Origin of the sequence: Pseudomonas sp. p1(2021b) (assembly GCF_020151015.1) — a bacterium.
GTDB classification, from domain to species: Bacteria; Pseudomonadota; Gammaproteobacteria; order Pseudomonadales; family Pseudomonadaceae; genus Aquipseudomonas; species Aquipseudomonas putida_K.
On the sequence record NZ_CP083746.1, the window covers coordinates 3,617,350 to 3,638,999 of the forward strand.

General features: G+C 64.4%; 14 protein-coding genes. 7 read left to right on the top strand and 7 right to left on the bottom strand.

Going from position 1 to position 21,650, the window contains the following annotated elements; genetic code table 11:
- Window positions 1-50 precede the first annotated feature (50 nt).
- The gene (locus K8374_RS16765; protein WP_084858312.1) at window positions 51-1,505 is read left to right on the top strand and encodes a TrkH family potassium uptake protein; all 1,455 of its coding nucleotides are present in this window, start codon (window positions 51-53) and stop codon (window positions 1,503-1,505) included.
- Here K8374_RS16765 and K8374_RS16770 read toward each other — a convergent pair.
- Window positions 1,462-2,517 carry an AraC family transcriptional regulator gene (locus tag K8374_RS16770; RefSeq protein WP_224456455.1) on the bottom strand — a complete coding sequence of 352 codons (1,056 nt, stop codon included), beginning with the start codon at window positions 2,515-2,517 and terminating at the stop codon, window positions 1,462-1,464. The genes K8374_RS16765 and K8374_RS16770 overlap by 44 nt on opposite strands.
- Before the next feature lie 156 nt (window positions 2,518-2,673).
- Between K8374_RS16770 and K8374_RS16775 the strand changes: the two genes are divergently transcribed.
- Window positions 2,674-2,985 carry a DUF962 domain-containing protein gene (locus K8374_RS16775; protein ID WP_084858314.1) on the top strand — a complete coding sequence of 104 codons (312 nt, stop codon included), beginning with the start codon at window positions 2,674-2,676 and terminating at the stop codon, window positions 2,983-2,985.
- 7 nt (window positions 2,986-2,992) lie between these two features.
- On the opposite strand, the gene K8374_RS16780 is transcribed toward K8374_RS16775, so the two are convergent.
- On the bottom strand, window positions 2,993-3,805 hold the full coding sequence (locus tag K8374_RS16780) for a UDP-2,3-diacylglucosamine diphosphatase (RefSeq protein ID WP_084858315.1): 813 nt from the start codon (window positions 3,803-3,805) through the stop codon (window positions 2,993-2,995).
- A 217-nt stretch (window positions 3,806-4,022) separates the two neighbouring features.
- Here K8374_RS16780 and K8374_RS16785 point away from each other — a divergent pair, with 217 nt between their 5' ends.
- Entirely contained in the window at window positions 4,023-4,784 is a 762-nt protein-coding gene (locus K8374_RS16785) for an AraC family transcriptional regulator (protein ID WP_224456456.1), read from the top strand.
- Between the two features lie 206 nt (window positions 4,785-4,990).
- Window positions 4,991-5,881 (top strand): DMT family transporter, encoded by an 891-nt coding sequence (locus tag K8374_RS16790; RefSeq protein WP_224456457.1) that lies wholly within the window; start codon window positions 4,991-4,993, stop codon window positions 5,879-5,881.
- On the opposite strand, the gene K8374_RS16795 is transcribed toward K8374_RS16790, so the two are convergent.
- The gene (locus K8374_RS16795; protein ID WP_224456458.1) at window positions 5,882-6,163 is read right to left on the bottom strand and encodes a SelT/SelW/SelH family protein; all 282 of its coding nucleotides are present in this window, start codon (window positions 6,161-6,163) and stop codon (window positions 5,882-5,884) included.
- A gap of 69 nt (window positions 6,164-6,232) precedes the next feature.
- On the opposite strand from K8374_RS16795, the gene K8374_RS16800 reads away from it, so the two are divergent.
- Window positions 6,233-8,419: a patatin-like phospholipase family protein gene (locus K8374_RS16800; protein ID WP_224456459.1), complete on the top strand. Its 2,187-nt coding sequence runs from the start codon at window positions 6,233-6,235 to the stop codon at window positions 8,417-8,419.
- Window positions 8,420-8,458: 39 nt separating this feature from the next.
- On the opposite strand, the gene K8374_RS16805 is transcribed toward K8374_RS16800, so the two are convergent.
- Window positions 8,459-8,896, bottom strand: coding sequence for a MarR family transcriptional regulator (locus K8374_RS16805; RefSeq protein WP_084858319.1), 438 nt, complete (start codon window positions 8,894-8,896; stop codon window positions 8,459-8,461).
- 116 nt (window positions 8,897-9,012) lie between these two features.
- Window positions 9,013-11,151: a DNA helicase RecQ gene (gene recQ / locus K8374_RS16810; RefSeq protein WP_224456460.1), complete on the bottom strand. Its 2,139-nt coding sequence runs from the start codon at window positions 11,149-11,151 to the stop codon at window positions 9,013-9,015.
- A gap of 255 nt (window positions 11,152-11,406) precedes the next feature.
- Here recQ and K8374_RS16815 point away from each other — a divergent pair, with 255 nt between their 5' ends.
- Both K8374_RS16815 and K8374_RS16820 read left to right on the top strand, forming a co-directional pair.
- Window positions 11,407-11,994 (top strand): YecA family protein, encoded by a 588-nt coding sequence (locus tag K8374_RS16815; protein WP_224456461.1) that lies wholly within the window; start codon window positions 11,407-11,409, stop codon window positions 11,992-11,994.
- Between the two features lie 7 nt (window positions 11,995-12,001).
- On the top strand, window positions 12,002-12,367 hold the full coding sequence (locus K8374_RS16820; RefSeq protein WP_224456462.1) for a YbaN family protein: 366 nt from the start codon (window positions 12,002-12,004) through the stop codon (window positions 12,365-12,367).
- 3 nt (window positions 12,368-12,370) lie between these two features.
- Here K8374_RS16820 and K8374_RS16825 read toward each other — a convergent pair whose 3' ends face one another.
- A complete protein-coding gene (locus K8374_RS16825; RefSeq protein WP_224456463.1) occupies window positions 12,371-12,712 on the bottom strand; it encodes a cupin domain-containing protein in 342 nt (113 codons plus the stop codon).
- Between the two features lie 191 nt (window positions 12,713-12,903).
- Window positions 12,904-21,492 carry a retention module-containing protein gene (locus tag K8374_RS16830; RefSeq protein ID WP_224456464.1) on the bottom strand — a complete coding sequence of 2,863 codons (8,589 nt, stop codon included), beginning with the start codon at window positions 21,490-21,492 and terminating at the stop codon, window positions 12,904-12,906.
- Between the last annotated feature and the right edge of the window lie 158 nt (window positions 21,493-21,650).

Sequence of the window (21,650 nt, forward strand, 5' to 3'; positions counted from 1 at the left end):
CGCCCGCCGCTTAAAATGGCGCCCTTCCGTTTCGAGTCAGAGCAGATCACATGGCGTTGCCGACCTTAAGGATCATTGGTTTCATCATCGGCATCTTCCTGATCACCCTGGCCGTCAGCATGGTCGTGCCCATGACGACGCTGGTCGTCTTCGAGCGTACCGGCGACATGCCGTCGTTCCTCTGGTCGAGCCTGATCACCTTCGTCGCTGGCCTGGCCCTGGTCGTCCAGGGGCGGCCGGAGCATGTGCACCTGCGCCCCCGTGACATGTACCTGCTGACCGTCAGCAGTTGGCTGGTGGTGTGCGTGTTCGCCGCCCTGCCGTTCCTGCTGACCCAGCACATCAGCTACACCGACGCGTTCTTCGAAAGCATGTCCGGCATCACCGCCACCGGTGCCACGGTACTCAGCGGGCTGGACAACATGTCCCCGGGCATCCTCATGTGGCGCTCGATGCTGCACTGGCTCGGCGGCATCGGCTTCATCGGCATGGCAGTGGCGATCCTGCCGCTGCTGCGCATCGGTGGTATGCGCCTGTTCCAGACCGAATCCTCGGACCGTTCGGAAAAGGTCATGCCGCGCTCGCACATGGTCGCCAAGTCGATCGTGCTGGTGTACATCGGCATCACCCTGGTCGGCAGCCTGGCCTTCTGGTGGGCTGGCATGCGCCCGTTCGACGCTATCAACCATGCCATGTCGGCGATTTCCACGGGCGGGTTCTCCACCTCCGACCAGTCCCTGGCCAAGTGGGACATCCCGGCGGTGCACTGGGTCGCTGTGGTGGTGATGATCCTCGGCAGCGTCCCCTTCACCCTGTACGTGGCAACGCTGCGCGGCAACCGCAAGGCGCTGTTCCGCGACCAGCAGGTGCAGGGCCTGCTCGGCCTGCTGGTGACCACCTGGCTGGTGCTGGGCACCTGGTACTGGGCCACCACCGACCTGCACTGGCTCGACGCCTTGCGTCACGTGGCGCTGAACGTCACCTCGGTGGTCACCACCACCGGCTTCGCCCTGGGCGACTACAGCCTGTGGGGCAATTTCTCGTTGATGCTGTTCTTCTACCTGGGTTTCATCGGCGGCTGCTCCGGCTCGACCGCCGGCGGCATCAAGATCTTCCGTTTCCAGGTGGCCTATATCCTGCTCAAGGCCAGCCTCAACCAGCTGATCCACCCCCGTGCGGTGATCAAGCAGAAGTACAACGGCCACCGCCTCGACGAAGAAATCGTGCGTTCGATCCTGACGTTCTCGTTCTTCTTCGCCATCACCATCTGCGTCATTGCCCTGCTGCTGTCGTTGCTGGGCGTGGACTGGATGACGGCCCTCACCGGCGCGGCCGGTACCGTATCGGGCGTAGGCCCTGGCCTGGGCGAGGTGATCGGCCCATCGGGCAACTATGCGACCCTGCCGGATGCGGCCAAGTGGATCCTGGCCGGCGGCATGCTGCTGGGGCGGCTGGAGATCATCACGGTGCTGGTGTTGTGCATGCCGGCGTTCTGGCGTCACTGACCGGCGCAGCCTCCAGGCGCGCCCGGTATTCGCTGGGCGTGACATCGAACCAGCGGCGGAACGCCCGGTAGAAATTGCTCGGGTCGGCAAAACCGAGCAGGTAGGCGGTCTCGAGCAAGGTCATGCCCGGCTGGGCCAGGTACTGCTCGGCCAGCTCCCGGCGGGTATCGTCCAGCAAGGTCTGGAAACTCGTCCCCTCTTCCTGCAGCCGACGCTGGAGAGTGCGCTGGGAAAGATGCAGGGCCTGGGCGAGTGTCTCGCGCTTGGGCTCGCCCTGGGGCAGAACACGGCACAGCACCTGGCGTACTCGATGGGTCACCCGGCTTTCCGAGAAGCGTGCCAGGTACTCCCCCGCGAAACGATCGTGCAGCACGGCCATGGCCTCGTTGGCGGTGGGCAGCGGTGCTTCCATGTCGGCACGCTCGAACACCAGCGCATCATATGGCGCGCCGAATACCAACGGAGCATGGAAGGCAACCTTGTACGGTTCCACGTTCTTCGGCTGCGGCCCCTGGATCAGCACGCGCCGGGGCTGGATCGGCCGGCCGCTGAGCCAGGTGCATAGTGACAATGCGCAGGCCAGCGAGGCCTCGCCACTGTGCCGCGTCGGCGGCAGGTGGTCGCCATGGACCGTCAGGCCCAGGGTATAGCCCTCCGGGTCCAGGCGAAGGCTCAGGTCGGCACTCTCAGCGATGATCCGCTGGTAGCGCACCAGACGCTCGAAACCTTCGGCCAGGGTGCGGCTGGACATCAATGCATAGCCGACCACATGGAAGGAGGCCGGTCGCACGACCCGTGCCATGTTCAGGCCGATGGCCTCGTTGCCGGAAAGGTCCACCGCCAACTGCCAGAGCCGGGTCATGGAGTCCTGGGTGAAGCGCGCGTCGGGGTCGTCCAGGGCGGCGAAGTCCAGCCCGAGCTGTTTGAACATGGCCCGACAATCGAGGCCTTCCAGTTCCAGCGCCTTGACGATCCCTGATGCCCAGCTGGCCGACGTGGTTCTTTCGCTCATGGCAGGCTTCTTGTGCTGACCGCAGTAGGCGGCGAATCGAAAAGATATTCATTTGGCGCCAATTGTCACTGGCCGCCCCCGACAATGACTCTAGACTCAATTCAGGCTCCACGCCGTGCAACCTGCCCACTTCGCGCATCAACGGGGAGCGCCGCCATGCATTCAACCACGCAGTTTCGCAGTTTTGCCGAGTTCTACCCGTACTACCTGGGCGAACACAGCAACCCCACCTGCCGTCGGCTGCACTTCGTCGGCACCAGCCTGGTCATCGCGCTGCTCGCCTACACCATCGCCAGCGGCAAGTGGCTGCTGCTGTTGGCCGTGCCGCTCGCAGGCTACGGCTTTGCCTGGGTTGGCCACTTCTTCTTCGAGAAGAACCGCCCCGCCACCTTTTCCTATCCGCTGTACAGCCTGATCGGCGACTTCGCCATGTTCCGCGACATCCTGCGCGGTAAGGTCAGCCTGTAGGCATCGATTAGACCGGCTCGCGCACCCTCGCTGGCCGCTCGGCCTCGTGCGCCTGGGCGTCGGCCAGGCGATAGAGCTCGATCTGCCCGTCCCAGTGCTCGATCAGTGCGGTGCAGGACTCCACCCAATCGCCGCAGTTGAAATACTCGACCTCGCCCACCCGGCGGATCTCGGCATGGTGGATATGCCCGCAGACCACGCCATGAAAACCACGCCGGGTGCATTCATGGGCGATGGCGTCTTCGAAGTCGCTGATGAAGTTCACCGCGCCCTTGACCTTGTGCTTGAGGTACGCCGACAGCGACCAGTAGCCATAGCCGTAGCGGGCGCGCCAGTGGTTGAGCCAACGGTTGAGCACAAGGGTGAATTCGTAGGCACGGTCGCCCAGGAACGCCAACCATCGGTGGTAGCGGGTGATCACGTCGAACTGGTCGCCGTGGATGACCAATAGCCGCCGGCCATCGGCGGTCAGGTGCTCGGCCTCGTCCACCAGGTGGATATTGCCCAGGATCAACCGGGAATAGCGGCGCAGGAATTCGTCATGGTTGCCGGTGACATAGATCACTTCGGTACCGCGTTTGCTCAAGGTGAGCAGGCGGCGGATGACGTTGGTATGGGCCTGGGGCCAGTAGATCCCACCGCGCAGCTTCCAGCCGTCGATGATGTCGCCGACCAGGTAGATGCGGTCGGCATGGTAGCGCTTGAGAAAGTGCGCCAGGTGCTCGGCCTGGCAGTCCCGGGTCCCCAGGTGCACGTCGGAAATCCACAGGGTGCGCACGCGCTGCTTGCGTGACGGGCGGGCGAGTTCTACATGGGTCATGGGCAGGCTCCGGCACTGTTTGCTGGAGCCTGGCAGTTGTGGATGACAGGTTGGTGGCAAGCGTGTGACGACCGATCGGTGACGGCTGGACCGGCCCTGGCGCGGCAGGTCGCAGCGTGGCACGAAGCCGCACAGCGCAGGCCTCGTGGGAGCGGGCTTGTCCCGCGATGAGGGCGTTGCAGGTGTACACTTGCCCTCTGCACTGCGAGGAACCCCCATGACCGCCGGCCCGATCCTTTCCCTTCGCCATTACCGTCACGACCTGATTGCCCACAGCCACGAGCACCCGCAGTTGGTGTTCGGCCTGGGCGGGCGCCTGGATTTCGAAGTCCAGGGCCGCGGCGCGCAAGTCGACCGGCAAGGTTTGATGGTGGTGCCGGCCGGTGCCCATCACGCCTGTGGCAGCCCCTCGGGCAGCCACTGCCTGGTGCTGGATGTCCCGGGCGAACACTGGCTACACGAGCAACTGGGCAACCATGCCGATGCCAGCCGCCGACTGCTCGACAGGCCTGGCGCCCTGAGCCTGGACAACCGCCAGCAGCAACTGGTCGACTGGCTCGCCAGCAGCCCGGTGGATGATCCGCTGATCGCCCGGCAGGGCGCGGTCCTGCTGCTGGCCAGCCTCAATGCGCAGAGCACCTGCCCTACCCTGCGGCGCCTGCCCTATGCCGCGTTCGATGCCCATATCGAGCAGCATGCCGCCCACCCATTGCAGGTCGCCGACTTGGCGCGCCTGGCCGGCCTGTCCAATGCCCGTTTGCATGCACGCTTCGTCAGCGAATGCGGCATCACGCCCATGGACTACATTCGCCAACGTCGTTTGCTCAAAGCCCGACGGTTGCTCAAGCAAAGCGGCTTGCCGATCGGCGAAATCGCCGCCCAGGTCGGCTACAGCTCCCAGAGTGCCTTTTCGGCAGCCGTCCTACGGGACTTTGGCTGCTCGCCGATGGCCTTGCGCCGCGAGCCTGACGACAACTGACGCGAGAATCGCGACAGACAGTGGGCCGCAGCCCTCGTAGACTGGTCCCTCAGGATTTCGAAAACAGGTGGGAGATCACCCAGCCCTTCGGGCTGCGCGCTGCTCCCTGTAGGAGCGGGCTTGTCCCGCGATTGGGCCGCTAGGCGGCCCGAGGACTCTAGGGGCTCCACCTACTGCAGGTGCCCCCTGTTATCACAAGGACCAGCATGAACCACCGCACCGCCCTCGGCGCCTTGCACATCGGCGCCCTTTTCTTTGGCCTCACTGGGGTCTTCGGTAAGCTGGCTACCAGCGCCAGCCCTACGATCATCGTGTTCGGCCGCGCGGCCTTCGCCGTACTCGCCCTGGCGCTGTTCGCCAGCCTGGCACGCCAGGGCTGGCAGCGCCTGCAGGCCCAGGACCTGCGCCGCCTGTTGCTCGGCGGCGTGTTGCTGGCCGGCCACTGGGTGACCTTCTTCATCGCCGTCAAGGTCGGCGGCGTGGCTATCGCCACCTTGGGTTTCGCCAGCTTCCCGGCGTTCACGGTGATCCTCGAGGGTCTGCTGTTCCGTGAGCGCATCCGCCGTAACGAAGCCGTGCTGGTGCTGCTGGTGAGCATCGGCCTGGTGCTGGTCACGCCCGCCTTCGACCTGGCCAGCGAGGCCACCGGCGGGCTGCTCTGGGCCTTGCTCTCCGGCCTGCTGTTCTCATTGCTGTCGCTGACCAACCGGGCCGGCTCCGGGCGCCTGCCGGCCGTGCAGGCCGCCTTGTGGCAAAACCTGGTGGTCGCTCTGTGCCTGCTGCCGGTGGCCGCGCCGGGGCTTGGCGAGGTGACACCCATGGACTGGCTGTGGATCGCCCTGCTGGGCATTTTCTGTACCGGCATCGCCCATAGCCTGTTCGTCGCCAGCCTGTCGGTGATCAAGGCGCGCACGGCAGCGGTGGTGTTCGGCATGGAGCCGGTCTATGGCATCGCCGTGGCCTGGGTGGTGTTCGCCGAAACACCGACCCTGCGCATGCTGGCGGGCGGCGCGCTGATCATCTTCGCCATCGTGCTGTCCAGCCGCATGGCCGCCGAGCAGCCGCCCCGGCAGCGCCCCGTGGCCGAGGGCACCTGATCAGCGATCGTTGTGGCCAAGGTCGCGCTGTGGGTCGATCTGGTCGCGAACCCGTTGCTTGAGCACCTTGGCCTCGGGGAAGCCGCCATCGGCCTTGCGCTCCCAGAGCTGCTTGCCGTCGCAGGTGATGCGGAACACCCCACCGGTGCCCGGCTCCAGGGCCACGCGGCCCAGGTCGTCGGCGAAGGTGCTGAGCAGTTCCTGGGCCAGCCAGGCAGCCCGCAGCAGCCACTGGCACTGGGTGCAATACGTGATGACGATTTCGGGCTTGGCCTTGGGCATGGCAGCGCGTCTCCTTTGGGGATGAGCCGCTTATACTAGCGGTCTTTGCCCACGGTTTTGAGACTCACGATGTGCCGCCTGCTGTTCTGCCTTTTACTGACGCTCACCTCCTTCGCCACCCTGGCCGCCGAGACGGCCAGGCCCAAGGTCGGCCTGGTGTTGTCCGGTGGCGCAGCCCGGGGCCTGGCCCATATCGGCGTGCTCAAGGCCCTGGAAGAACAAGGGGTGCACATCGATGCCATCGCCGGCACCAGCATGGGGGCGGTGGTCGGCGGGCTGTATGCCTCCGGCTACAGTGTCGAGGAATTGGAGAAACTCGCCACCACCCTCGACTGGCAACAGGCGCTCTCCGACGCCCCACCGCGCAAGGACGTCCCCTTCCGGCGCAAGCAGGACGACCGCGATTTCCTGGTCAAGCAGAAGCTGAGCTTTCGCGACGATGGCAGCCTTGGCCTGCCGCTGGGCGTGATCCAGGGCCAGAACCTGTCCTTGCTGCTGGAAAGCAAGCTGGCCCATACCGCCGACACCCGCGACTTCGACAAGCTGCCGATCCCCTTCCGCGCCGTGGCCACTGATATCGCCAGCGGCGAGAAGGTGGTGTTCCGCCGGGGCCACCTGCCCCAGGTGATCCGCGCCAGTATGTCGATCCCGGCGGTGTTCGCCCCGGTCGAGCTGGACGGCCGCCTGCTGGTGGACGGTGGCATGGTCGACAATATCCCGCTGGACGTTGCCCGGGACATGGGCGTGGACCTGGCCATCGTGGTCGACATCGGCAGCCCGCTGCGTGACCGCAAGCAACTGGCCACGGTGGTCGATGTCCTCAACCAGTCGATCACCCTGATGACCCGGCGCAATTCCGAGGAGCAACTGGCCAGCCTGCATCAGGACGACATCCTCATCCAACCGCCCCTGGCAGCCTTCGGCGTGACCGACTTTGGCCGTGCCCAGGACATGATCGATGCTGGCTACCGCGCCACCCGAGCCCTCGACACCCGCCTGGCCGGCTTGCGCCATGCCGAAGGCGACAGCGGCCTGGCCGTGGCTCGCTCGCCGCGTCAGCGCCGGCCGGTGATCACCGCGATCAAGGTGGAGAACGACTCGAAGGTCAGTGATGACGTGATCCGCTACTACATCCGCCAACCCCTGGGCGAACCCTTGGAGCTGGACCGCCTGCAGACCGACATGGGCACCCTTTATGGCCTGGACTACTTCGACCGGGTGCAGTACCGGGTGGTGCACAAGGGCGACGACAATACCCTGGTGATCAATGCCCGTGGCAAACGCGGCGGCACCGACTACCTGCGCCTGGGCCTGAACCTGTCGGACGACATGCGCGGCGACAGCGCCTTCAACCTCGGCGCCAGCTACCGAGTCAACGGCATCAACCAGCTGGGCGCCGAATGGCTGACCCGCGCCCAGATCGGTGACCAACAGGAGCTCTACAGCGAGTTCTACCAGCCACTGGACGTAGGCTCGCGCTATTTCATCGCGCCCTACCTGGACCTCGGCTCGCAGAACATCGAGGCCACCCTGGACAATGACCCGGTGGCCGAATACCGCCTGGAGCGCTACGGCTTCGGCCTGAATCTGGGCCGGCAGATCGGCACCTATGGCGAAGTCCGCCTGGGTGTGGGCAAGGCGTGGGGTGAAGCCGAGGTACGCATCGGCGACCAGGACCTGCCCAAGGTCAGCTTCAATGAAGGTTTCTACGAACTGAAGTATTCCTTCGACACCTTCGACAACGTGTACTTTCCCCACAGCGGCGAGGACATCGGCCTGACCCTACGCAAGTACGACAAGTCGCTGGACTCGGACCACGACTACCGCCAATGGCAGTTCAAGCTCGACAAGGCCTTCAGCAGCGGGCCCAATTCCTGGGTCCTGGGGGGGCGCTACGGGCGCACGCTGGACGATACGGAAGTGGTGACGTCAAGCTTCGTGTTCGGCGGCGCCCGGCAGTTGTCGGGCTTTCGCCAGGACTCGGTCTCGGGCCAGAACATCAGCCTGATGCGCATGGTCTACTACCGCCGCCTGACACCGCGCGCCTACCTGCCCCTGGATTTCCCGCTGTACCTGGGCGGCTCGTTGGAGCGGGGTCGGGCGTGGAACAACGACAATGAGTTCGACAGTGGGTATATCAACGCGGCGAGCATCTTCCTGGGCCTGGAAACGCCGCTTGGGCCGTTGAATATCAGCTACGGGGCCAACAGCGAGCACCAGAAGGCGGTATACCTGAACCTGGGCCATACCTTCTGAAGGTACAGGGGCCGCTTTGCGGCCCCTGGGATGGAAGGCTCAGGACTTCTCGAGGTTGGCCAGAATCTTCGCATGCACTCGCATGCAGACTTCCAGGTCAGCCTCATCGACACCGGTGAACAGCTCCTGACGCAAGGCATTGGCGATGGTCTCGATCTGGTCGATCAAGGGCTTGGCCGGTGGGCACAACACGATCTTCTTGGCCCGACGATCTTCCATCACCGCCTGGCGCCGCACCAGGCCCTGGCTTTCCAGGCTGTCGAGCAGGCGCGCCAGGGTCGGCCCTTCGACGCCCACGCTTTGCGCCAGTTCACGCTGGGTAGGCGCGTCGTCGAATCGGGCCAGGTGCAGCAGCACCAGCCAGCGGGCCTGGGACAGGTTGAGGCCGGCCAGGCGGCGGTCCAGTTCGGCGCGCCAGCCACGGGACATCTGGGCCAGCTGCATGCCGAAGCGGTGTTGGTTGTCGGTCAAGGGCATAAGTGACTCTATGAACAGAACTAATTATTAGTCAGCTAACCATGGCCCGCGGTAACAGGCAAGGCTCCTGGCCACGGGAGTGTCCGTTAATCGTGAAAAAACGTGACAAGGGTCAGCTACAGTTCGAATTCGGCAGCCAACGCCGCACGAACGCAGTACAACACGCCTTCCGGCACGCGCTGGCCAAACAGCGCCGACACTGCGGCCACCGGCGGCAGTTCGCCCTCGCCATCGAGGAAGGCGTCCTGCACCTCCATCAACAGCTCCTCCGGCAGATCCAGCGCCTGCTCCAGGCTCAGCTCCTGGCGGCCGAGGGCCTCGGCCAACAGGCTGTAGACGTTCTTCTCGGTGCAATTGAGCTGGCCGGCGATCTGTGCCGGGGTCATGCCGGCGCGGGCCAGGCTGACCAGCTCGTGGCGCAGGTCCAGTACCACTTTCGGCGCTTGCTCGCCCTTCCCGCCGTTGAGCACATCGAGGAAAGCCTCGCCATAGCGCTCCAGCTTGCGTGCCCCCACGCCGCTGACCTGGGCCATCTCGCTGAGGCTGGTCGGCTGGCTGCGCAGCATTTCCAGCAGGGTCGAATCGGGGAAGATGACATAGGGCGGCACACTGTGTTCGGCGGCCAACTTGCGGCGCAGGGCGCGCAGGGCTTCCCACAGCTCGCGCTCCTCGGCACGCACCAGCTGGCTGGCGGGGCTGCCGCCGCCGGATGTCTTGGCCACGGTCTGGGGTTTGAGGTCGCGGCGAAGTTGCAGGTTCACCTCGCCGCGCAGCAACGGCCGGCAGCTGTCGGACAGACGCAGGCCGCCGTAGCCTTCCAGGTCGATATCCACCAGGCCGCGCGCCACCAACTGGCGGAACAGCGAGCGCCACTCGTGCTCGCTCAACGCCTTGCCGACGCCGAAGACCGACAGTTTCTCGTGGCCGAAATTGCGTACCTTCTCGGTGTCCTTGCCCACCAGCACATCGACCAGATGGCCCACGCCATAGCGCTGGCCGGTGCGGTACACCGCCGACAAGGCCTGGCGCGCCGGCTCGGTCGCGTCCCAGGTCTGCACCTGGTCGACGCAGTTGTCGCAATGCCCGCACGGCTGCTCGAGCACTTCATCGAAATAGGCCAGCAGGGATTGGCGACGACAGCGGGTTTCCTCGCACAGCGCCAGCATGGCATCGAGCTTGTGCTGCTCGATGCGCTTGTGGCGCTCGTCGCCCTCGGAGTTCTGCAGCATCTGCTTGAGCATCACCATGTCCTGCAGGCCATAGGCCATCCAGGCGTCGGACGGCAGGCCGTCACGGCCGGCACGGCCGGTTTCCTGGTAATAGGCCTCCATCGACTTGGGCAGGTCCAGGTGGGCGACGAAGCGTACGTTGGGCTTGTCGATGCCCATGCCGAAGGCAATGGTGGCAACCATGATCAGGCCTTCCTCGTTGAGGAAGCGGTGCTGGTTGGCCGAGCGGGTCTCGGCGGCAAGGCCGGCGTGGTACGGCAAGGCCGGGAACCCCTGTTCGCAGAGGAAGGCCGCGGTTTCGTCGACCTTCTTGCGCGACAGGCAATAGACGATGCCGGCGTTGCCCCGGCGCTCACCGAGGAACGCCATCAATTGCTTGCGCGGCGACTCCTTGGGCACGATGCGGTAGAAGATGTTCGGCCGATCGAAACTCGACAGGAAGCGCTCGGCGCCCTGCAAGTGCAGGCGCTGGACGATCTCCTCGCGAGTGCGCATGTCGGCGGTGGCGGTCAGGGCGATGCGCGGCACATGGGGGAACAGCTCGGCCAACTGGCCCAATTGCAGGTATTCCGGCCGGAAGTCATGGCCCCATTGCGAGACGCAGTGGGCCTCGTCGATGGCGAACAAGGCGATGTCCAGGGTGCGCAGGAATTCCAGCATGCGCGGCTGCACCAGGCGCTCGGGGGCCAGGTAGAGCATCTTCACCTCGCCGCGGCGCAGGCGCCCGGCCAGCTCACGCTGCTGCTCGGGGCTCAGGGTGGAGTTCAGCGCGGCGGCGGCCACGCCCAGCTCGTCGAGGGTGGCGACCTGGTCGTCCATCAACGCGATCAAGGGCGAGACCACCACCGCCAGGCCCGGGCGCAGCAGGGCCGGAACCTGGAAGCACAGCGACTTGCCGCCGCCGGTGGGCATCAGCACCAAGGCATCGCCGCCACTGGCCACGCATTCGATGATCGCTGCCTGGCGCCCCCGGAAACTGTCGTAGCCGAAGATGTCCTTGAGGACGCGCTGAGCCTGTTCGAGCATTGAAAACTCCAAAATCGCCATACCATCCTGGACACAGGCTGGACGAAAAATCCGCGGTGCACACTCACGAATGCGTAAGCGGCTTTTGCCGGTGGGCCGGGAAACAGCCCCCTGGATGAAAAATCGCGGATTATACCCCAGTGCTCGGCCATGCAGGGGGCCTGGGCGCCTTCCTGCGACAGACGTTCCCTTTGCCCCCCAGCCGCCGCAAGGTGCTAGAATTCGTTATCGTTTATTCCCCAAGGTAGCCCTGTAATGTCCTTCGCCGAGCAACTGACCCGCCTGCAAGCCTTCCTCGACGCTGACGAGCTGCACGAAGAAGCGCTGGACTACGTCGCCGCCCACGGCTACCTGACCGCGCTGTCGATCTGCTCCGAGGAGGTTCCCGAACGCGAATGGATCGACGCCCTGTTCGCCGAAGAGCCCCATTACGCCAGCGAGGCCCAGCGCACCGAGATCGAGGCCACCCTGGTCGCGCTCAAGGCGCACATCGGCCGTCAGCTGGCCAGCGACGACGAGTTCGAGCTGCCCTGCGACCTGGACCTGGGCGACGAGCCGGACGACTCCGACCTGCGCGGCTGGTGCATCGGCTTCATGGAAGGCGTGTTCCTGCGTGAAGAGGCCTGGTTCGAGAACGCCGAGGAAGAAGTCAGCGAGATGCTCCTGCCGATCATGGTCGGCTCGGGCCTGTTCGACGAGCAGCCGGAGTTCGAAGACATCGCCAAGAACGCCAGCCTGCAGGACGACATGATCGTGCAGATCCCCGAGGCGCTGACCGCGCTGTTCCTGCTGCTGCACGCACCGGACGAGAAGCCTGCCCTGCTCAAGCCGCGCCACCACTAAGCCGGCCATGCGCTACCTGCTGCTGGCCATCGGCTGGCTCAGCGTCGCGCTGGGGGTGCTGGGGATCTTCCTCCCGGTGTTGCCCACCACCCCGTTCCTGCTGCTGGCGGCGGCTTGCTTCGCCCGTAGCTCGCCACGTTTTCACCACTGGCTGGTGAACCATCCCACGCTCGGGCCCTGGATCCGCGACTACCTGAGCGGCCAGGGTATCCCGCTGCGGGGCAAGGTCTACGCCATCGGCCTGATGTGGGCCAGCATCGGGCTGTCGTGCTATCTGGTGCCGCTGTTCTGGGCACGGGTTTTCATGCTGTCCAGCGCGGTACTGGTCAGCCTGTACATCCTCAAGCAGAAGACCTTGCACCGGCCCGGCTGAGCGTCACTCGCCAAGGGTCGAGGGTTCGGATTCCACCACCAGCAACAAGCAGCCCTGGGGTGAACGCAGCCAGTGTTCGGAGCCGGGTGCATAGACCAGGCTGTCGCCGGCACGGAACAGCTGGCCGTCGACGTCCATCACCTCTCCTTCCAGTACCTGCAGCAGCTCGACGGCCGCGTGGCGGTGCGGTATCGAACGGCTGCCAGGGGACATCTTCATCCAGTAGGCCTGCCAGGGGCCGGCATCGGTCAGGGCTTTCCAGGACACGCCCGCCAGGCGCTGGCCACCCAGGAGCATGGGTTGCCAAAGGGCCTGGGCCGGGCTGTGGACTTCGCGCTGGGGCATTGGTCTGATTCCGAAAGGGCTTTAGCCCAGTCTAGGAGACGGCCGATTGCCCCGCGCCACAAGTGCGACCCGCGCATATGCCCAAGCGTCGCTCATCGCGGGTCTCACATGATCGTTCGTCGCTGCAGCTTCAGTGCTTGTGGGATCGAGCGCCGCCCGCGCGGCGCTCGATATCCCAGGCAACACCCACCTCAAACCGTATCCACCTTCAACGAATGGTCATTGAGCATTCCGTTGATGATGGTCGCCGTGTCTTGCCCTGCCGCCACCACCCCACCCGCACCGGCCGTCACACCGTAATGCTGCGCCAAGTCTACCCCGGCCAGGTCGATGGTCTGGGTTGGCGCGGCGCCGGCCACGCTGCTGACCTCGATGGTCGAGACCACATTGACACCGGAACCTGTGACCTTGAAGTGCAGGTAGTCATCCAGCGAGGCAGTGGTGCCGTTTTCGCCCTGGAGCAGTTGCGACAGGTCGAGACGATCGCTTCCCGGGGTGAACGCCAGCACAGTGTCGTGCCCCACTTCGCCCTTCTGCCAGACGAAGGTGTCGTTGCCGCTGCCACCGTTGAGCGTATCGTTGCCCAGCCCGCCACGCAGCACATCGTTGCCTGCGCCACCGTTCAGGGTGTCGTTGCCCAGCCCACCGATCAGCAGGTTGTCGCCACCGTTGCCGATCAAAGTGTCGTTGTAGTCCGAGCCGATCAGGTTCTCGATGCCGTTCAGGGTATCGGTGCCGGCACCGCCCGTGTTCTGGGCAGTGGCCAGGTTCAGGTTGACGGTCACACCGCTGGTGGCCGAGGCGTAGCTGGCCGTGTCGATGCCCGCACCGCCATCGAGCAGGTCATTGCCCGAGCCGCCGATCAGCAGGTCGTCGCCGTCACCGCCGTACAGCAAGTCATCGCCTCCACCGCCGACCAACACATCGTGGCCAAGGCCGCCCTGCAGGGTATCGTTGCCGGCACCGGCCAGCAGGGTGTTGTCGCCATCGGTGCCGGTGAGCACGCTGCCGTCCTGGTAGGTGATATCCACATTGCCCGTGGCCGTGCCGCCATGGCCATCACTGGTGGTGTAGGTGCCGTTGTACACGTCGTTCTGGGCGTTGCTGTAGTCGACCGTCATGGTCAGCTTGTAGAACTCGGCGCCCGAGCCAACGTTGCTGTCGGTCACGTTGCGCACCAGGATGCTGTAGGTCCCGCTGTGGCTGGCCGTGAAAGAGCTGCCATCGGTGATGGGTTGGTAGTCGCCCACGTCGTCCTTCCAGAACATTTGCAAGTTGCCGGTCGGCACGTCGTGGTCGAGGGTCAGGGTCTCGCCTTTTTTCAAGTGGACCGTCATGACATCCTGGTCATTGGCATTGCTGGCACCGACGCTCCGTACGAAGGCATCGACGATCAGCGCTGCGACCATGCTGTTGGCCGTGCCCCTGAAGGCGCTGCGCGGCAGGTCCTTGAAGCGGTTTGTGTCGCTCCCCCCCGTGCCATTGAAAGCGATGACCGGGGTGCCGTTGCCGACGCTGAAGCCTCCGCCCTTCACGGAGAAATCGGTGTCGAAGGTGATCGGCGAAGCCGTGAGCTTGTCGTTATCCGCGTCGCTGTCGTTGGCCAGCAATACCTCGGCCGGCACGGTGATGCTGGCCCCGGTGATGTTGGTGATGATGTGATCGGCCCCGGCCACCGGCGCGGTATTGGTGTAGATGTTCACCGTCAGGGTGGCACTGGCGAGGTCGCCGTCGTTGTCGCTGACGGTGAAGCCGAAGCTTTCCTGCTGGGTCACACCGTTATCCTTGGGCGGGGTGTAGATGAAGTCACCAGTGTCCATGTCCACCAGCAGCGTGCCGCCCAGGTTGGTCTTGATATTGAAGGTATTGGTAGCCGTATCGAAGGTGCCGTGGTCCGCACCGCCGCTGGCTGTGTAGGAACCGTCCCCGCCATTGGCCTTCGGATCGTAGGTGTACGCGGTGCCATCGACCACCAGCGTCTTGATGAAACCGCCATCGGCCCCCAGCTCGCCGCCACTGAGCAGGCTGCCGGTGATCGGCGCGCCGAGCACCGTGCCGGACAGCACATTGCTCAGTTGGCTGAGGTCGGTTACCACCACTGCGTTGGTATCGGTGTGAGTGCTGCCATCGTAGGCCAGCGGGTTGAGGTTGCTCTCGTTCACGCCACTGCCGAGGCCAATGGCGTAGGACTTGATGCCATTGTCGTCGAGGAACGTTTCCCAGCTGGCTTCCCGGTCGGCGGTGATGCTGTGGCCGCTGGTCGGTTCGCCATCGGAGAAGAAGTACGAGATGTTCTGGGCACCGGCCAGTTTGCCGCTGGCCACGAAGGCGTTCTTGGCGACATTGACAGCCGAATCGTAGTAGGTCGCGCCATCGGCGCTCAGGCCGTTGACGATGTTCTTGGCCTGGGTGAGCGATACCCACACCGAGGACTCCTGCGTTGCGCCATCGGAGAAGGTGACGATCTGCACCTTGATGTCGCCCATCTCGTCGTACTTATCGAGCAAAGCGTTGATCGCCTGCTTGGCCAACTGCAGGCGGGTCAGGCCTGGTACGCCTGAGGCGAAGTTCATGCTGCCGGAAACATCGATCACCAACAGCAGGTTGGAGTCCACCTGGCCTGGGGAAACGGCGCGTTCGGCATCGACGGCCGAAGGCACGTCATCGACGATGGTGATGTCGATACTGCCATTGGCGATGCTGCCGTCGGTGTCGGTCGCACTGACGGCGAGGCTTTCACTCAGGTTGTTGGTGCCATTGGCATCTGGGTGGGTAGCGTTGTCGGCCAGGGTATAGCTGTAGTTCACCACCCCAGTGCTGGGGTTGTAGCCGGTGATGGTCAGGGTGTTGCCGAGCCCCGTCGTGACCGACTGCGGGAAGCCTGCCACCACACCGCCGCTGACCACGGTAATGCCGCCTACGGTCAGGGTTTGCAGACCATCCAGGGCCGTCACGGTGAAGCTGCCGCTCTGGGTGAGTTCGCCCGCGTCAGGGCTGGTGCCGTCGGCAAGATGCTTCTCGTAGACGATCAGTTCGCCGTCGGTGATGTCCAGGCCTGTGAGGGTGACTGGGTTGTCGAGGTTGGTAACGTTCAACTCCAGTACCGCGGTGCGCACATCGCCATCGGCATCGGTCAGCGTATAGGTGAACTGCTCGATCCCGCTGCCACCGCCGTGCAAGTTGAAGAAGTCTGGGTCGCTGGTATTGAGCGTGTAGGTGTACGCACCATTGGCCGACAGCACCAGGGTGCCGTAGGTACCGACGAAGGTGCCAGCGGTGATCGGGCCACTCGGGACGCGGTCGGCGCCCTGGGTGTCGTTGCCCAGCACATTGCCGGTCAGCGTGGTGTGCTGCTCGGTGGCCGTTTCGACGTTGCTGTCGCCTACGGCAGTCGGCAGGTCGTCGATGATGTTCACATCGATGTTGCCGGTGGCTGTACTGCCGTCGGTATCGGTCGCCGTGACCGTGAAGCTTTCGCTCAGGCTGTTGGCTTCGTTGCCATTTGGATGAGCTTCGTTGTCAGTCAGCGTGTAGCTGTAGCTCACCACGCCGGTACTGGCGTTGTAGCCGGTGATGGTCAAGGTATTGCCCAGTCCCGTCAGGACCGACTGCGGGAAGCCCGCGACCACACCGCCGCTCACGACGGTGATGCCGCCTACGGTCAGGGTTTGCAGGCCATCCAGTGCCGTGACGGTAAAGCTGCCGGTTTGGGTCAAGGCTGGTGTATCCGGTGCACTGCCGTCGGCCAGGTTTTTCTCGTAGACCGTCAGCTCTCCGCCTTGCACGCCCAGGCCGGTGAGCGTCACTGGATCGTTGAGGTTGGTGACGTTCAGTTCCAGCACAGCGGTGCGCACATCGCCATCGGCATCGGTCAGCGTATAGGTGAACTGCTCGATCCCGCTGCCACCGCCGTGCAAGTTGAAGAAGTCTGGGTCGCTGGTATTGAGCGTGTAGGTGTACGCACCATTGGCCGACAGCACCAGGGTGCCGTAGGTGCCGACGAAGGTACCAGCGGTGATCGGGCCACTCGGGACGCGGTCGGCGCCCTGGGTGTCGTTGCCCAGCACATTGCCGGTCAGCGTGGTGTGCTGTTCGGTGGCCGTTTCGACATTGCTGTCACCTACGGCAGTCGGCAGATCGTCGATGATGTTCACATCGATGTTGCCGGTGGCTGTACTGCCGTCGGTATCGGTCGCCGTGACCGTGAAGCTTTCGCTCAGACTGTTGGCTTCGTTGGCGTTCGGGTGGGCTTCGTTGTCCGTCAGCGTGTAGCTGTAGCTCACCACGCCTGTGCTGGCGTTGTAGCCGGTGATGGTCAACGTATTGCCCAGTCCCGTCAGGACCGACTGCGGGAAGCCTGCCACCACTCCGCCGCTGATGATGGTAATGCCACCTACGGTCAGGGTTTGCAAACCATCCAGGGCGGTGACCGTGAAGGACCCCGTCTGGGTCAGCTCTCCAGCATCAGGGCTGCTACCGTCGCCCAGATGCTTCTCGTAAACGGTCAGCTCTCCGCCTTGTACGCCCAGGCCATCCAGGGTGACCGAGTCGTTGAGGTTGGTGACGTTCAGTTCCAGCACAGCGGTGCGCACATCGCCGTCGGCATCGGTCAGCGTATAGGTGAACTGCTCGATCCCGCTGCCACCACCATGCAGGTTGAAGAAGTCCGGATCGCTGGTGTTGAGCGTGTAGGTGTACGCACCATTGGCCGACAGCACCAGGGTGCCGTAGGTGCCGACGAAGGTGCCAGCGGTGATCGGGCCACTCGGGACGCGGTCGGCGCCCTGGGTGTCGTTGCCCAGCACATTGCCGGTCAGCGTGGTGTGCTGCTCGGTTGCCGTTTCGACGTTGCTGTCGCCTACGGCAGTCGGCAGGTCGTCGATGATGTTCACATCGATGTTGCCGGTGGCTGTACTGCCGTCGGTATCGGTCGCCGTGACCGTGAAGCTTTCGCTCAGACTGTTGGCTTCGTTGGCGTTCGGGTGGGCTTCGTTGTCCGTCAGCGTGTAGCTGTAGCTCACGACGCCCGTGCTGGCGTTGTAGCCGGTGATGGTCAACGTATTGCCCAGTCCCGTCAGGACCGACTGCGGGAAGCCCGCGACCACGCCGCCGCTGATGACGGTAATGCCACCTACGGTCAGGGTTTGCAAACCATCCAGGGCGGTGACCGTGAAGGACCCCGTCTGGGTCAGCTCTCCAGCATCAGGGCTGCTACCGTCGCCCAGATGCTTCTCGTAAACGGTCAGCTCTCCGCCTTGTACGCCCAGGCCATCCAGGGTGACCGAGTCGTTGAGGTTGGTGACGTTCAGTTCCAGCACAGCGGTGCGCACATCGCCATCGGCATCAGTCAGCGTATAGGTGAACTGCTCGATCCCGCTGCCACCGCCGTGCAAGTTGAAGAAGTCCGGATCGCTGGTGTTGAGCGTGTAGGTGTACGAACCATTGGCCGACAGCACCAGGGTGCCGTAGGTGCCGACGAAGGTGCCAGCGGTGATCGGGCCACTCGGGACGCGGTCGGCGCCCTGGGTGTCGTTGCCCAGCACATTGCCGGTCAGCGTGGTGTGCTGCTCGGTGGCCGTTTCGACGTTGCTGTCGCCTACGGCAGTCGGCAGGTCGTCGATGATGTTCACATCGATGTTGCCGGTGGCTGTACTGCCGTCGGTATCGGTCGCCGTGACCGTGAAGCTTTCGCTCAGACTGTTGGCTTCGTTGGCGTTCGGGTGGGCTTCGTTGTCCGTCAGCGTGTAGCTGTAGCTCACCACGCCGGTACTGGCGTTGTAGCCGGTGATGGTCAAGGTATTGCCCAGTCCCGTCAGGACCGACTGCGGGAAGCCTGCCACCACGCCGCCGCTGACGACGGTAATGCCACCTACGCTCAGGGTTTGCAAACCATCCAGGGCGGTGACCGTGAAGGACCCCGTCTGGGTCAGCTCTCCAGCATCAGGGCTGCTACCGTCGCCCAGATGCTTCTCGTAAACGGTCAGCTCTCCACCTTGCACGCCCAGGCCGGTGAGCGTCACTGGATCGTTGAGGTTGGTGACGTTCAGTTCCAGCACAGCGGTGCGCACATCGCCATCGGCATCGGTCAGCGTATAGGTGAACTGCTCGATCCCGCTGCCATCGCCGTGCAAGTTGAAGAAGTCCGGATCGCTGGTGTTGAGCGTGTAGGTGTACGCACCATTGGCCGACAGCACCAAGGTGCCGTAGGTACCGACGAAGGTGCCGGCGGTGATCGGACCGGACACCACACGGTCCGCACCCTGCACGTCATTGCCCAATACATTGCCCGTCAGCGCCAGCTGGTTTTCAGTGGCCGTCGTGGCATTGGTATCGCCAACCGCCGTGGGCACATCGTCCACGATGCTGACATCGAGGTTACCCGTGGCGCTGCTGCCGTCGGTATCCGTCGCAACGACCGTGAAGCTCTCTCCGAGGCTGTTGGCTCCATTGCCATCCGGGTGCGCCTCGTTGTCGAGGAGGGTATAGCTGTAGCTCACCACGCCAGTGCCGGGGTTGTAGCCGGTGATGGTCAGTGTATTGCCTAGCGGTGTGGTGATCGACTGCGGGAAACCTGCCGCCACGCCACCGCTGATCACGCTGATGCCGCCTACGGTCAGGCTCTGCAAGCCGTCAGGTGCGGTGATGGTGAACGAACCGCCTTGCGTCAGCGCACCGGCGTCAGGGCTGCTTCCATCGCCAAGGTGCCGTTCCTGGACGACCAGTTCGCCACCGTTCACACCAAGGCCATCAAGAGAGACCGAGTCGTTGAGGTTGGCGACATTCAACTGCAATGTGGCCGTACTGAGATCGCCATCGGCATCGGTGAGGGTGTAGATAAATTGTTCTACAGCGCTGCCACCGCCGTGCAGGTTGAAGAAGTCCGGGTCGCTCGTGTTCAGCGTATAGGTGTAGGAACCATCGGCCGACAGCACCAGGGTGCCATAGGTGCCGACGAAGGTGCCGGCCGTGATCGGGCCGCCAGGCACACGGTCCGCGCCCTGCACGTCGTTGCCCAACACATTGCCGGTCAGGGTGGTGTGCTGCTCGGTGGCCGTGGTCGCATTGCTGTCGGGCGCAGCGGACGGCACATCGTCGACGATATTGACCTGGATGTCTCCCGAAGCGCTGCTGCCATCGGTATCGGTCGCGACGACCGTGAAACGCTCGCCCAGGCTGTTGGCACCATTGGCGTTAGGGTGGGCTTCGTTATCGGTGAGCGTGTAGGTGTAGCTCACAACGCCCGTACTGGGGTTGTACCCCGTGATGGTCAGCGTATTACCCAGCGCCGTGGTCAGCGACTGCGGGAAACCTGCCGTCACGCCACCACTGACCACGGCGATGCCACCCACGGTCAGGCTTTGCAGGCCATCGGGCGCGGCCACGGTGAAGCTACCGCCTTGCGTCAGTGCGCCAGCGTCCGGGCTGCTGCCATCGCCCAGGTTGCGCTCGTGGACGGTGAGTTCGCCGCCGCTCACATCCAGGCCACCCAAAGTGACCGGATCATCGAGGTTGGTGACGTTGAGCACCAGCGTTGCCGTGCTGGTATCGCCGTCCGCATCGGTCAGGGTGTAGGTGAACTGCTCCACCCCTGTGCCACCGCCATGCAGCTGGGTGAAATCCGGGTCGCTGCTGTTGAGCGTATAGGTGTAGGAACCATCAGCCTTCAGCACCAGAGTGCCGTAGGTCCCGACGAACGTACCCGGCGTGATCGGCCCCTGCGGCACGCGATCGGCGCCTTGTATATCGTTGGCCAGCACATTGCCGGTGAGCACCTGTTGGCTTTCGCTGGCACTGGCCAGGTTACCGTCATCCACGGCTCGCGGCACATCGTCGACGATGCGCACATCGAGGCTGCCGCTGGCCACATCGCCATCGGCATCGCTGGCCTGCACGGTGAACTGCTCCGCCAACACATTGGCCCCACCCGCCGAAGGATGCCCCTGGGTGCCCACCAGGGTATAGCTGTAGCTCACCGTGCCGGTGGCCGGGTCGTAGCCGGTGATGGTCAACACATTGCCCAGCCCGGTGGTCAGCGATTGGCCTACCCCGGTCACAACACCACCGGTGACGACGTTGATACCGCCGACATTGAGGTTGAACACACCGTCCGGGGCCAACACGGTGAACGTCCCGGCCTGGGTCAACAAGCCAGCATTGCTGGCCGACCCTTCGGGCAAGTTGGCCTCGTTCAGGGTCAGTTCGCTGCCGGCCACGTCCAGCCCCTGCAGGCTCACCGGGTTGTCCACAACCGGGGGCAAGTCGTCGTCGAAGCGGATGTCGCCGACATCGAGGTCTTCGAACTCAGGGATACCGTTGAACCCGGCCGTGGGGAAACCGATCACCGGGTCCACGCGGCCGGCCACTTCAGTGAGCAACACGAAACTGTGACCACCGCCCAATGCCCCGGGCGCGCTGCCGCTGTTGGGCCCGGCTGCGGTCGCTTCGGCTTCCTGGGTCGGGTCGGCGCCGGCGGCGATCGCTTTTTGCAGGCGCTCCACGTCGCTGAGCTGGGCCTGGGAGGGTGTCATCGCTTCGGGGGTGTGCACATGGCCTGCGTGGTCGGCCAGCAACTGCGGCGTCAACGCCAGGCTGCTGTCGCGCCCCAAGGTCAGTTCGGCACCGTTGTTCAGGCGCACGGCCACAGCTCCGGCGGCGCCGGTTTCCAGCTGCTCCCCGGCAAACACGCGGTCGCCTTCGACCAACAGGCGGCGGGTGCCGTCGCTACCGACCGCAAACACCTGACCGACAATCTTGCTGACCACACCGAGTGATTTAGCCATGAATCCACGCCTCCATTGCTGCCGACGGGTTCCTGCAACCGAGGCCTGTAACGGAAGGTGCGGATCGGCCCGCCAGGCGCGTGATTCCAGAGCGAATCACTACCGTTGCCCGACGCTCGACGAGGAAGGCGGCAAAACGAGATGGCCAGATGACATAT